Source organism: Nocardia sp. NPDC059240 (genome assembly GCF_042753865.1).
Classification (GTDB): domain Bacteria; phylum Actinomycetota; class Actinomycetes; order Mycobacteriales; family Mycobacteriaceae; genus Nocardia.
Genome location: NZ_JBHZAC010000008.1, coordinates 192,440 through 205,395, shown reverse-complemented (window position 1 = coordinate 205,395; position 12,956 = coordinate 192,440). Strand labels below are relative to the sequence as shown.

Genomic DNA, 12,956 nt, shown 5'->3' with positions numbered 1-12,956 from the left:
GCAGAAGGATCGACGATTATGCGCATGGGGATCGCCACCCCGGTAGTACTCGACATTCCAGGGCGGTCCGCCGCGTGGGAGCGAGCGGCGGGAATCGCCGAGCTCGCGCGCATCGCCGAGACCGCGGACCGACTCGGATTCGACCATCTGACCTGCAGTGAGCACGTCGCGGTGGCGGAGCGGTCGGAGTCGTCCATGCTCGGCGGCAGTCGGGGGACCCGGTATTGGGATCCGCTGGCCACGCTGTCGTATCTCGCGGCGCGCACGACACGAATTCGCTTGTGCACCAGCGTCATTGTGCTCGGATACCATCATCCGCTAGCCATTGACAAGCGGTACGGCACCCTGGACACGATCAGTGGGGGACGGGTGGTGCTCGGCGTCGGCGTCGGTACCGCGCGTGAGGAATTCGAGCTGCTGGGCGCGTCCTTCACCGATCGCGGCCGCCGCGCCGACGATGCCATGGCGGCCCTGCGCGCGGCGCTCGGACAGCGGGTGCCGGAGTATTCCGGTTCGCACTACCAATTCTCGGGACTGGTCGTCGAACCGCACGCCGTGCAGGCCCGCATGCCGCTGTGGGTGGGCGGTGTCAGCGACGCGGCACTGCGACGGGCCACCACCCTCGGCGACGGCTGGCTGCCGGCGGGACTGGATGCGACGGCGCTGCGTCAGCGGCTGGATCGATTCGACTGCCGCACACCGGGTTTCGAGGTGGTCGTCGGCACCGCACGCCGCATCGACCCGATCGCCGATCCCGGACACGCCGAACAGGTACTGGGCGAACTCGCCGACGCGGGAGCCACCATCGTGCAGCCGAGCCTGCGCCACGAATCCCTGGCGCAGTACCTCGATCAACTGGCCGCGCTGAGCGAACTGACCTGTTTCGACCCGGCCTGATCACGCCGCGTCGCGGTGCAGCCGGATCAATGCCGCCGCCATGGTCTTGGTCCGGCGCGCCGCCTGCCGATCACCTTCGGCCGCGGCCACGATCGCGCCCTTCATCAGGATGTGCCAGCAGCGCGCGAAATTATCGATATCCGATAGGCCCGCGCGTTCGGCGCGGGCGGAGACGATATCGCGAATGGTCTGCAGGTGTTCGATGCCGGCCTGCCCGAGCGGATGTTCCGCGCCCATTTCCAGCAGCACATTGATGAACAGGCAGGCATCGAAATCGGCTGCGGCGAACCATTCGTCGAAGACGTCGAAGATGGCGAGCAACTGCTCCTCGGGGGTGGCGCCACGTAATCGCGACTGTTCCTCGATGAGGCCGAAGGTCCACAGCCGCTCCCGGCGGTCGAGCACCACCGTCACCAGTTCGTCCAGACTCGGAAAGTATTCGAGCAGAGTGGTTTTCGAGACCCCCGCCCGAGCCGCGATCATGTCGGAGGTCACCGCGCGCACCCCGGTGCGGGTGTAGAGCTCATACGCGGCTCGCACGAGCTGATCGCGAATTCCGACAACCGAGTTCCTGCTGGTCGTCATCCCTGAATTCTAGTCTCCCGGCGGGTCCTCACAGTGCACATGCGAGCGCCGAAGTGCCCGTGGAGTGGACGAATTCGCTGTGACCGTAGACGACGGCAGCGGAATTCCATGCCGCGCCCAGACCGGTCACGAAATCCCGGACCAGCGCCATATCGCCGCGATCGGCCACCAGGATCAGCGCACCGTCCTGGGTGACCGAGCCGCCCCCGAGGGTGTCGCGGACCGCGGGATCGGCGACCAGCGCATCGTGGAAGCGAGTGCGGTCGATGCCGGGCACGGTGACGGTGAAACCGTTGGCGCGCGAGTCCTCACCCGGCAGGTATTCGAAGGTCAGCACCGATTCCTGGTTGTCGCGCACCCGGATGTCGTCGGCGACCCAGCACAGATTCTTGTAATCGGTACAGGCCAGCTGGAATTGCCGGGAACGCTCATAGGTGGTGGTGCCCGAATCCACGGACCAGAACACCCCGTCGAGCAGTTGCGACCCGACCGGCAGGGCCAATTCGGTGAGCGCGGTCGCGTTCACCTCGAGCTCGAACAGCGACAGCTGATCCGACAGCCGCGGATCGGCCGGATCGGTGATGGTGGCGGTGTTGTTGGTGGCGAACAGCTCGCCGGTGGGCTGGGCGGGATTGCCGGGAACGCACGACGCCGGGCCGTACGCCTGCGCGGGCGTGGCGGCCGGACCGATGGCCACGGCCCCCGAGATCACGAGGGCAGCGGCCAGAGCAGCGGTGATGCGGACGGTGGTCATACCCATCGAGTCTGACGGGTGCGCCGCCACACCGATAGGAAGACCGCCGAAAATGCCCGGATCAGATCCAGGCCGCCGCTTCAGATCCAGGTCGGCGCGGCCGGAACCGGATCGGCACGCCCGGCGGTCAGCCCGCTGGCCTCGGCGGGCACCCGTCCGCTGAGCCAGCCCAGCAGATCCGCTTGCGTCCCAACGATTTCGACGGTCGCGTGTCCGTCGCCGGTCAGATCGCGCTGGAAGTCGCTGTCGCTGGCCCGCAGCACCAGCGCTGGAGCCCCGGATGTGCGCCGCGCCAGGGCGTCGGCGATATCGTCGAGAATCCACCGGGCCGCCGACCAGGGAATATCGCCGAACGAGTATCCGGCGTTCAGGTCCGCGTGATGGATCTCCAGTTCGCGCAACCACATCGGCACCAGCGTTTCCGGGGTCCGCAATTCGCCGGTGCGCGGCCGGACCTGCCGCTCCCACGCCTCGGGCGTCAAGGCGTGCACCGCCGCGGCGAACCGCTCGGCACTGGCCGCCACATCGGCCGCCTGCACTGTCGGCGGCCGTCCCGCGCCCGCCTCGATCTCCGCGGCCCGGGCGTCCATGCTCGGGTACTGCGGCGTCTCGACTCCGGTCCGAGCCCAGGTCAGCAATCGGACCAGGCTGTCGCTCGCGCGGCACACATGGGTGATGACATGCCCGCGCGTCCACGGCGGAATCAGGGAATCACCGGCGACGGCCTCCTCGGGGAGGGCCTCGACCGTCGCGAGGAACCGTCGCGTGGACGCCTCGATCGGTGCCAGCCACTCCACACCCTTGCCCGTCACGCTCCGGCATCCCTTCCATCGATGATCTTGGTCGGTAGTCACCCTAGGTCGGTTGCGACGCGAATGATGCTGGCGGGCAAAGATATACGACTTTCCGAAGGTGCGAACGCGATGATCGAGCGCCAATCGGTGGACTCGGCATGCCACGTGACCTGCGCCGCAGTTCTTGACTGAAAATTTAGTCAGGAATACAGTTCGTGGTGCCCGCTCCGGGTCGTCGAGTGCGGACGACCGCTCTACCAGCGGGTTTATCGGTTTCAGCGCGCCGCCGAGGGAAACGCCGCGCCGTACCCCTCATACAAGGAGACAGCGAGATGGAACGACGCGGATTCATGCGAACGGGAATGTTGGCCATGGGCGGGCTGGTGGCCGCGGCCTGTGACGGCCCGATCTCCTCGTGGTTCAACGGTGACACCGGCACCTCGGCGGCCAAGGACGGCCGCGACTGGGTGATGCCCGACGAGGGCACGGCGCACAAGCGCACCTGGATGGCCTTCGGTGCGAGCGAGGCCATCTGGGGCGCGCAGTTGCTGCCGCAGGTCCGAAAGGACCTGGCCACCATCGCCACCACCATCTCACGCTTCGAACCGGTGTCCATGCTGGTGCGTCAGGACGAACTCGACATGGCCCGCAACCTGCTCGGGGGTGCGAACGTCGAACTCATTGCCGCCGACCTCGACGACCTGTGGATGCGCGACACCGGCCCGGTCTTCGTGAAGGGCAACGGCACCAAGGCCGGTGTCGACTTCAACTTCAACGGCTGGGGCGGCAAGCAGCAGCACCGCCGCGACAGCAAGGTGGCCACCTTCGTCGACGGCCGCGCGGGCGTCGAGACCGTGCACACCGACCTGGTGCTCGAGGGCGGCGGCCTCGAGGTCGACGGCGAGGGCACCGCGATCATCACCGAATCCTGTGTGCTGAACAACAATCGGAACAAGGGCTGGAAGAAGTCCGACGTGGAGGCCGAGCTCGAGCACCTGCTGGGCATCAAGAAGGTGATCTGGCTGCCGGGCATCGCCGGGCACGACATCACCGACGGCCACACCGACTTCTACGCCCGCTTCGCCGGACCGGGTGTCGTGGTCGCGGGCCTGGACAACAACGAGGAGTCCTTCGACTACGACGTGACCCGCAAGCATCTCGACATCCTGCACAACGCCACCGACGCGCAGGGTCGTCCGCTGCAGGTCGAAACCCTCGAAGCGCCTACGGATCTGCGCTACAAGGGCGCGGGCGACGACTTCGCGGCGGGCTACATCAACTTCTACGTCTGCAACGGCGGCGTCATCGCCCCCGAATTCGGTGACCCCGAAACCGATACCGCGGCCGCGTCCACGCTGCGGCGACTGTTCCCGGATCGGCATGTGGTGCAGATCAATATCGACGCCATCGCGGCCGGCGGTGGTGGCATCCACTGCACCACCCAGCAGGAACCCGTCGACTGAGCCACCGAAACTCCCGGTGAAACCCTGCAATTCACCGGGGTGCGGCCGGTCCGGGCCGCCGCCCGTTCCGGACCGGCCGCACAATCGTTGTCGAGACAGCGACCTGGAGCGAATAATGTGGCGCGCGCTAAATGTGTTGGTCAGCGCGGCACCGAGCCGGAATGATCACCGGCCATGGAAAAGATCCCGACGCTGTTCGAGCGTGTCGACCGATTCAAGGTCCTCGATCGCCCGCGCACCGAGTGCGCGTGGGTCTTCGCGGGCGAGGGCGTCGCCACCGAGAAGCTCGACGGCACCAATATCCGCCTGACCGTGCGCTCGGGACAGGTAGTGCGCGTGGAGAAGCGGCGCAACCCCAGCAAGGAACAGAAGCAGGCCGGCATCACCGACGGCTGGTACGTCGACGCGCACGAGGACCTCGCCGAGGACAAGTGGATCCTGGCCGCGGCCGCGAACACCGACGTCTCGGGCTGGCCGGACGGCGAGCACTCCTGCGAGGCGCTCGGCCCGCGCATCCAGGGCAATCCGCTCGGCCTCGACAAGCACATCTGCGCCGCCTTCAACCTGTTTCCGCCGGTCGTCGCCGACGTGCCCCGCACCTACGCCGAACTACGGGAATTCCTGGCCGATTTCGACAGCGCCTTCGCCCCCGGCCATCTCGCCGAGGGCCTGGTCTTCCATCACCCCGACGGCCGCCGCGCCAAGATCAAGCGCAAGGACTTCGCGCGCTGAGCTATTCGGCGAGGAAGTCGATGATGGTGCGGTTGACCTCGTCGGGCCGTTCGAGATAGCCGTAGTGGCCGCACTTGTCGAGCTCGACGAAGCGCGCGCCCGGAATCGCATCGGCCACCTCGCGCCCGAAAACCGGTGGCAGCATGCGGTCGTCGGCGAAACCGACGACCAGGCTGGGGACGGTGATCCGGGCGTAGGCGGCCAGCCGGTTCGCGGAGCGATCCATTCGCATCTGCGCCAGCACACCCGGCGCGGGCTCCGCGCTCGCCGAGAACTCGAAGATGTCGAGCCAGTTCTGGGCGGAATCATCGGCCTCGAGCGTGTGCGGCGAGAGATTGAGCATCGCCTTGATCGCCGCCGCGTACTCCGGCGGCAGCTTCACCCCTTGTGCGGCCAGCGCCTGCTCACCCCGGTTCAGCGTGCTAGCCAGCGGATGCGGCCGCCCAGTGGTCGCCAGCATGACCGCCTTGCGCACCAGATCCGGTCGCGCCAAGGCGAGTTCCTGCGTGACGCGCGCACCCAGGGACGTGCCCACCACGAACGCGGGCCCGCCGAGATGCTCGATGAGCGCCGCGGTATCGCCGACGAGGTCTTCGATCCGCATGCCGTGCGCGCACTCGGCCGAGGGCGCGATCCCGCGATTGTCGAACGTGGCGACCCGGAACCCCGACTTCACCAGCGCCGGAACCTGATACGTCCGCCACACCCGCCCCGGACTCCCGGTACCCATGACCAGGACGACCAGCGGGCCGTCCCCGGTGACGTCGTAGTTGAGCGGGATGCCGTTCAGGGTGGCGATGGGCACGGTGGGTCTCTCTGGTCGCACGGTTCGGGACCGCCCGAAACTACCAGCTGATTGGCTGGTTGCTAAACTCTGCAATTGTGCAAGGAATGCAACGGCCGCTCTATCAAATGAAGGCGGACTTCTTCAAAACCCTGGGGCATCCCGTGCGCATCCGGGTCCTGGAGCTGCTGAGTCAGCGTGAGCACGCGGTCTCGGAGCTGCTCGCCGAGATCGGGGTCGAGGCCGCGAATCTGTCGCAGCAACTGTCGATTCTGCGCCGCGCCGGGTTGGTGACCGCGCGCCGCGAAGGACTCTCGGTCACCTACGAACTCACCTCACCGCAGGTCGCGGAGCTGCTCGCGGTGGCCCGCGCCATCCTCACCGGCGTCGTCGCCGGCCAGGCCGAAGCACTCGAACACCTCGCCTAGCGCACCGCACCCGGCCGAAAGAAAGTACCGATGAACGCCTCGACCGAACCGAATCTCGTTGAGCGCCTGCGCTATATCTGCGGCGGGACGCTGCCGCCCGCGATGGGGCAGTGGGTGATCGACGACCTGACCGGACCGGGCGCGGCACGGCGTTATCTGCTGCGGATTCTCATTCCGATCATTGCGCCGCTGTGCCTGTTCCTGCTCATCCCCGGGCCGCTGTGGATGAGCCTGGCCATGATGGCGCTGCTGTATTTGCCGCTGATCTATTTCACCGTGGCGCTCATGTACGTCTTTCGCCGGGCACGTCTGGTCAAACACGGGCTCGACCCGGCCCTGGCCGATCAGCGTGAGCGGGCCCGCACGGCCGCCGCGCGCGAAGCCTACGAACGCGCGCACGGGCGCGGGTGATCAGCTCAGGTAGCGCGCGGTGAAATCGGCGAGGATCTCGGTGCCGCTGCCCTTGACCTGATCCCAGGAGAAGGGCAGCTGCTTGACCTCGGCGTAGGTGCGGGTGCCGGGGGCGACGGGGATGTCGGTGCGGGCGGGGATCATCTTGTGCGCGGCCGTGATCTGCTGGGCCTCGGGGGTGAACATGTAGTCCACCAAGGCTTTCGCGGCGACGGGGTTGCGGGTGGTGTTCAGGATGAAGATGGGCCGCGGTGTGATCACCGTGCCCGATGACGGTGAGATGACCCGCAGCGGAACACCTTTGGCCGACGCGTCGTAGGCGGAGTAGTCGACGCCGCCGAGGATCACCGCGTAGTGCCCGGCGGTGACCTCGTCCAGGGCCGGGCCGTTGCCGCCGCGCACCGTCATCCCATTGGCGAACAGGGCATCGAACATGGCCCAGGTGTGCTCGCGGCCCCATGCGCTCACCATGGCCGCGAGCAGGTCACGGGCGGTACCGGATTCGCGGGGATCGGGCATGATCACGGCGTCGTGGAATTCGGGGGCGGCCAGATCGGCCCAGTCATTGGGCAGGCGCGGCACCATTTTCGAGTTCACCACCATGACCAGTGCCGAACCGTCGCGTCCGACGAAGCCGTGGTCCTTGCTGATCCAGCCGTCGTGGATGCGGTCGGCCCCGCGCGGCGTGTAGGCCAGGGTGCGGCCGTCGAGGTTGTACTGGGCGGCCGGGGTCCAGGAGGCCAGGTACACCACATCGGCCGCCGGACGCGCGCCCTCGCTGTCGAGTTTGCCGGTGATCTTGCCGGTCTCACCGCTGAAGACCTTGACCTTCACCCCCGACACCTTGGTGAACGCGGCCACCAGTTCATCGGTGAGGTCCTGCGGATTGGCCGAGTACAGCGTGAGTTCACCGGCCAGTCCGGGCGGTGGGGTCCACGAACTCGTCGCGGCCGGAACGGGATTCGAGTCGGTATGGCTGCCACAGCCCGCGGTCGCGAATGCGGAGGTGGCGACGGCCGCGACGAAGGCGCGGCGAGAGAGCGGCATACCGCGGAACCCTTTCGAAAACAGCTGTTCGGCGCGGAAGGTTAGGGACTCGCTCTGACGAAGTGGTGAACGGGCGGTGACAACTGGGGGGTTTGCGGCCCGTGGTGAGCTGTGTCACAGTTTGATAGCGGTTCGCCTCAATTGCCGCAAACGCTTTTCATTTCCTTTGCCTTGTCTTTACGCTTACCCGCGGCGATCTGCCAAGCGTCGTGGTTCTCCAGCCTCGCCCGCCGCTGCCTCTCGATGCCAGTACATGTTGACCGATGAACCGGGCGGCGGAGCCGTGCCGGCGAAGGAGAGATATGTCCACCGACACCGATCAGCCTCCACGGACGTCGCTTCCCGGCCTTGCCGCGATGTTGCGCCACGATCTACCCGCTTCACTCGTCGTCTTCCTGGTCTCGCTGCCCCTGTCCATCGGCATCGCCGTGGCCGTCGGCGCGCCGGTCGCGGCCGGACTCATCGCCGCCGTGGTGGGCGGCGTGGTCGCCGGACTGCTGGGCGGATCGACCATGCAGGTCAGCGGGCCCACCGCCTCGCTGACCGTGGTAGTCGCCGAATCCATCAACCAATTCGGCTGGGCCGCCACCTGTTTCATCACCATCCTGGCCGGTGGCCTGCAGATTCTGTTCGGGCTCAGCCGGATCGCGCGCGGCGTGCTCGCCATCGCACCGGTCGTGGTGCACGCCATGCTCGCCGGGATCGGCATCATCATCGCGCTCGAACAGGTGCACGTGCTGCTGGGCGGTGATTCGCTGACCTCCTCCTGGGACGCGATCGTCGCGCTGCCGCACCAGCTGGCCTCCGTCCACCCGGGCGACCTGTGCATCGGACTGGTCGTGATCGCAATCCTGGTCGGCTGGCGGCACCTGCCCGAACCCGTGCGCAATGTGCCCGCGCCGCTGGTGGCGGTGGTCGTGGCCACGCTGCTCGCGCACGTGCTGCCGGTGCGGGTCGCGCGCATCTCCATCGACGGCTCGCTGCTGCAGGAACTGCACCTGCCGCAACTGCCGCACGGCAGCTGGGCGCAGGTGGCGCTGATGGCGGTCACCATCGCGCTCATCGCCAGCGTGGAGACCCTACTATCGGCCGTGGCCGTGGACCGGATGCGTCAGAACACCGCGCGCCGAACCGATCTCGACCGCGAACTGCTCGGTCAGGGCGCGGCCAATATGGTCTCGGGCCTGATCGGCGGCTTGCCGGTGGCGGCGGTCATCGTGCGCAGCATCACCAATGTCAAGGCCGGGGCGCGCACCAAGGCCTCGACCATGCTGCACGGCTTGTGGATCCTGCTGTTCTCGGTGGCTCTGGTCGGGGTGGTGCGCTCGATTCCCAAGGCCGCGTTGGCCGGACTGCTCATCGTGGTCGGCATCCAGCTGATCAAGCTCGCGCACATCCGCCGGGCTCAGCGCACCGGCGACCTGTTCGTGTACGCCGCCACGGTCACGGTGGTGGTGTTCTGGAATCTGTTGCTGGGCATGCTGGTCGGGCTCGCGCTGGCCTTCGCGCTGCTGCTGTGGCGGGTCGTGCGGGTCAACGTCGCCGCCGAGGAACTCGACCCGTTGCGCTGGCGGGTCACCGTCGACGGCAGCTTCACCTTCCTGGCGCTGCCCAAGCTCACCACCCAGCTGCACCGGGTGCCCGCCGGGACCGACGTGGTGATCGAGATGACCGTCGACTTCATGGACCACGCCGCCTACGACGCCCTGCAGGACTGGGCCGACGTGCACCGAATCGAGGGCGGCACGGTCGAATTCGTGGAATCCGGCGCGGTCCGCATGGCCGACGCCGCCGACGGCCCGGTCGCGCGCGGGCACTCCCGTCACCTGCTCGACGAGGTGCTGGGCCCGTGGCGGCGCAGCGCCAACGACGTGGACCGCATCGTCGCGGGAGTGGCGGCCTATCACCGCAGCCACGCACACGTCATGCGCCCACACCTGGGGGTACTGCGCGACGGCCAGGAACCCGACTCGCTTTTCGTCACGTGCGCCGACTCCCGCATCGTGCCCAACGTCATCACCAACAGCGGTCCCGGCGACCTGTTCACCGTCCGCAATGTCGGCAACCTGATTCCGCGCGACGCCCAGGACTCGTCGATGGAGGCCGCGCTCATCTACGCCCTCGACAAGCTCGATGTGCGTTCGGTGGTGGTGTGCGGGCATTCCGGTTGCGGCGCAATGGGTGCGCTGCACAGTGAATTGGTCACCGGCTCCCAGCTCGACGACTGGCTCGCGCATGCCCGGCCCAGCCTCGAGCGCTTCCGGCTAGGGCATCCGGTCGCGGTCGCGGCGGAGGCGGCGGGCTTCGGGACGGTGGATCAGCTGGGCATGGTGAATGTGGCGGTGCAGCTCGAGACGCTCTCGGCGCATCCGGTGGTGCGGCGCGGGGTGCAGGAGCGCGGCGTCGTGCTCTCGGGGCTGTTCTTCGACATCGCCACCGCCCGCGTGGTGGAGGTCACGGTGGACGGGATCGCGGAGATCGACGGCGTCGGGCGGGTTGCTCAACCTGCTTGACGACCGGGGAGTCTTTCGCCCGCAGGGGTGTGAATCCGAAAGGGTTCACACCCCTTTAACTTTGTGGCGCAGCTTTTCTCAGACTTTGCTAAGTCTTTACCTTTAGCCTTACCTTTGCTCGTCCGGTGAGTCTGCGGCCAATGCTGCCCGCAGCCTTAATTCGATGCCCCTGTACATGCTCGCCAAGGAGCAATATGTCTCGCGACACCGATTCACCGCCAGGCAGAACCGCCGGCAGATTCGATACTCTGCTGCGCCACGATCTTCCTGCATCCCTCGTCGTATTCCTCGTCGCGCTGCCGCTCTCGCTCGGCATCGCGGTCGCCTCCGGTGCGCCCATCGCGGCCGGACTCATCGCCGCCGTCGTCGGCGGTGTCGTGGTCGGCCTGCTCGGCGGTTCGCCGCTGCAGGTCAGCGGGCCCGCCGCCGGTCTGACCGTGGTGGTCGCCGCAACTATCAGCGAATTTGGTTGGAAGACAGCCTGTTTCATCACCGTGCTCGCCGGTGGTCTGCAGATTCTGTTCGGCCTGAGCCGCATTGCGCGCGCCGCGCTGGCCATCGCGCCGGTGGTGGTGCACGCCATGCTCGCCGGTATCGGCATCACCATCGCGCTGCAGCAGTTCCATGTGCTGCTGGGCGGCACCTCGCAGAGTTCCGCCTGGGAGAACCTGGAAGAACTGCCCAACCAGCTGCTGCATCTGCACGGCGACGACTTCCTCGTCGGCATCGTCGTCATCGGCATCATGCTCAGCTGGAAGTACGTGCCCGGGCCGCTGAAGATGCTGCCCGGACCGCTGGTCGCCGTCGTGACCGCGACCGTGCTGTCGCTGGTGCTGCCCGGCGATCCCGAGCGAATCGTGTTGAACGGCTCGCTGTTCGACGCCATCGGACTGCCGTCGCTGCCCTCGGGTGACTGGGGCGGGGTGGTGCTCGCGGCACTGACCATCGCCTTGATCGCCAGCGTCGAATCCCTGCTGTCGGCGGTCTCCGTCGACAAGATGCACACCGGACCGCGCACCGACTTCGACCGGGAACTGGTCGGACAGGGTGCGGCCAATATGGTTTCCGGCGCGCTCGGCGGCCTGCCGGTCACCGGCGTCATCGTGCGCAGCGCCACCAATGTCGCGGCCGGCGCCCGCACTCGCGCTTCGGCGCTGCTGCACGGCATCTGGATTCTGGTGTTCTCGGTCGCGCTCGTCGGCCTGGTGCAGCAGATTCCCAAGTCCGCGTTGGCCGGGCTGCTCATCGTGGTCGGCATCCAGCTGGTCAAGCTCGCGCACATCAAGCTCGCCCGGCGCACCGGTGATCTGCTGGTCTACCTGGTGACCGTGCTCGGCGTGGTGTTCCTCAACCTCCTCGAAGGCGTCATCATCGGCCTGGCGCTGGCGTTCGCGCTGCTGCTGTGGCGGGTCGTGCGCGTCGCGGTGCTCGCCGCCCCGGTGGCCGGCACCGACCGTTGGCTGGTCAGCATCGACGGCACCTGCACCTTCCTGGCGCTGCCCAAGCTGTCCTCGGAACTGGCCAAGGTGCCCGCGGGTGCCGAAGCCCTGGTGGAGTTGAGCGTCGACTTCCTCGACCACGCCGCCTACGAGGCCATCCACGACTGGGCTCGTCAGCACGAGAGCACCGGCGGCACAGTCGAATTCGTGGAGCTCGGCACCGCGCACATGGCACACGCGCTGACCGGCCCGCCGGTCCGCGGCCGCGCCCGCAGCCTGCTCGACGACGTGCTGGCCCCCTGGCGCGAGGACGACGGCAACCCGATCACCAAGGGTGTGGCCGCCTTCCACCGTCGCAACGCCCACGTGGTGCGCCCGCACCTCGACGAGCTACGCGACGGGCAGAACCCGCACTCGCTGTTCCTGACCTGTGCGGATTCGCGGATCGTGCCCAATGTCATCACCAACAGCGGACCCGGTGACCTGTTCACCATCCGCAATGTCGGCAACCTGGTCGTCCCCGGCGGACGCGACGCCTCCATCGAGGCGGCGCTCACCTTCGCCATCGACGAACTGGGCGTGGACAACGTGGTGGTGTGCGGTCACTCGTCCTGCGGGGCGATGAAGGCCCTGGTCGCGGGCGGCCCCACCGGCCCCGGCCTCGGCAACTGGCTGGTGCACGGCCGCCCCAGCGTGGACCGCTTCCACACCGGTGACCCGGTCGCCTCCGCAGCCGCCCGGGCCGGATACGGCGTGGCCGATCAGCTCTCCATCGTCAACGTGGCCGTCCAGCTGGAAACGCTGCGTGCGCACCCGGTCGTGCGGCGGGCCATCGCCGAACGCGGCCTGAAGGTCTCGGGCCTCTTCTTCGACATCGCCCCCGCGCGAGTCCTCGAAGTCACCCCCGACGGCATCGCCGAAATCGACGCCCCCGACCTATCAGGAGCCCTCACCCACACCCACTAGCACGGTGAACATGCACTGGCGCAGGCATTTCCCGAGAAGGGGCCTGCGCCAGTGCATTCTCGTGGGCGCGTCGGCACGGGTGGGGGAGGGGCGGGGCATACGCTGGGGCCGCTTCACCCGCTCGGGTGGGGCGGGGGGACCTG

At 67.7% G+C, this 12,956-nt stretch carries 12 protein-coding genes; 7 read left to right on the top strand and 5 right to left on the bottom strand.

All coding sequences use genetic code 11. The features are described 5' to 3' along the window. Positions 1 to 18: 18 nt before the first annotated feature. Positions 19 to 897, top strand: coding sequence for a TIGR03619 family F420-dependent LLM class oxidoreductase (locus ACFXHA_RS28395; protein ID WP_379361994.1), 879 nt, complete (start codon positions 19 to 21; stop codon positions 895 to 897). Here ACFXHA_RS28395 and ACFXHA_RS28390 read toward each other — a convergent pair whose 3' ends face one another. The 3 genes from ACFXHA_RS28390 to ACFXHA_RS28380 form a co-directional block, all read right to left on the bottom strand. Continuing rightward, a complete protein-coding gene (locus ACFXHA_RS28390) occupies positions 898 to 1,482 on the bottom strand; it encodes a TetR/AcrR family transcriptional regulator (protein ID WP_379361992.1) in 585 nt (194 codons plus the stop codon). 28 nt (positions 1,483 to 1,510) lie between these two features. Further along, entirely contained in the window at positions 1,511 to 2,236 is a 726-nt protein-coding gene (locus tag ACFXHA_RS28385; protein ID WP_379361991.1) for a hypothetical protein, read from the bottom strand. Positions 2,237 to 2,316: 80 nt separating this feature from the next. Beyond that, complete coding sequence (locus ACFXHA_RS28380; RefSeq protein ID WP_379361989.1) at positions 2,317 to 3,048, bottom strand: maleylpyruvate isomerase family mycothiol-dependent enzyme; 732 nt, start codon at positions 3,046 to 3,048, stop codon at positions 2,317 to 2,319. Positions 3,049 to 3,362: 314 nt separating this feature from the next. On the opposite strand from ACFXHA_RS28380, the gene ACFXHA_RS28375 reads away from it, so the two are divergent. Both ACFXHA_RS28375 and ACFXHA_RS28370 read left to right on the top strand, forming a co-directional pair. Beyond that, on the top strand, positions 3,363 to 4,493 hold the full coding sequence (locus tag ACFXHA_RS28375; protein ID WP_379361987.1) for an agmatine/peptidylarginine deiminase: 1,131 nt from the start codon (positions 3,363 to 3,365) through the stop codon (positions 4,491 to 4,493). A gap of 174 nt (positions 4,494 to 4,667) precedes the next feature. Beyond that, entirely contained in the window at positions 4,668 to 5,225 is a 558-nt protein-coding gene (locus ACFXHA_RS28370) for a hypothetical protein (RefSeq protein ID WP_379361985.1), read from the top strand. Position 5,226: 1 nt separating this feature from the next. Here the strand turns inward: ACFXHA_RS28370 and ACFXHA_RS28365 are convergent, their stop codons facing one another. Then, positions 5,227 to 6,030, bottom strand: a complete 804-nt coding sequence (locus ACFXHA_RS28365; protein WP_379361983.1) for an alpha/beta fold hydrolase — start codon at positions 6,028 to 6,030, stop codon at positions 5,227 to 5,229. An 86-nt stretch (positions 6,031 to 6,116) separates the two neighbouring features. On the opposite strand from ACFXHA_RS28365, the gene ACFXHA_RS28360 reads away from it, so the two are divergent. Both ACFXHA_RS28360 and ACFXHA_RS28355 read left to right on the top strand, forming a co-directional pair. Next, positions 6,117 to 6,437 (top strand): ArsR/SmtB family transcription factor, encoded by a 321-nt coding sequence (locus tag ACFXHA_RS28360; RefSeq protein ID WP_379361981.1) that lies wholly within the window; start codon positions 6,117 to 6,119, stop codon positions 6,435 to 6,437. 30 nt (positions 6,438 to 6,467) lie between these two features. Then, positions 6,468 to 6,848, top strand: a complete 381-nt coding sequence (locus tag ACFXHA_RS28355) for a DUF5313 family protein (RefSeq protein ID WP_379361979.1) — start codon at positions 6,468 to 6,470, stop codon at positions 6,846 to 6,848. On the opposite strand, the gene ACFXHA_RS28350 is transcribed toward ACFXHA_RS28355, so the two are convergent. Next, a complete protein-coding gene (locus tag ACFXHA_RS28350; RefSeq protein WP_379361977.1) occupies positions 6,849 to 7,895 on the bottom strand; it encodes an extracellular solute-binding protein in 1,047 nt (348 codons plus the stop codon). 302 nt (positions 7,896 to 8,197) lie between these two features. On the opposite strand from ACFXHA_RS28350, the gene ACFXHA_RS28345 reads away from it, so the two are divergent. Continuing rightward, positions 8,198 to 10,408 (top strand): SulP family inorganic anion transporter, encoded by a 2,211-nt coding sequence (locus tag ACFXHA_RS28345; protein ID WP_379361975.1) that lies wholly within the window; start codon positions 8,198 to 8,200, stop codon positions 10,406 to 10,408. Between the two features lie 194 nt (positions 10,409 to 10,602). Then, positions 10,603 to 12,813: a SulP family inorganic anion transporter gene (locus tag ACFXHA_RS28340; protein WP_379361973.1), complete on the top strand. Its 2,211-nt coding sequence runs from the start codon at positions 10,603 to 10,605 to the stop codon at positions 12,811 to 12,813. Positions 12,814 to 12,956 lie beyond the last annotated feature (143 nt).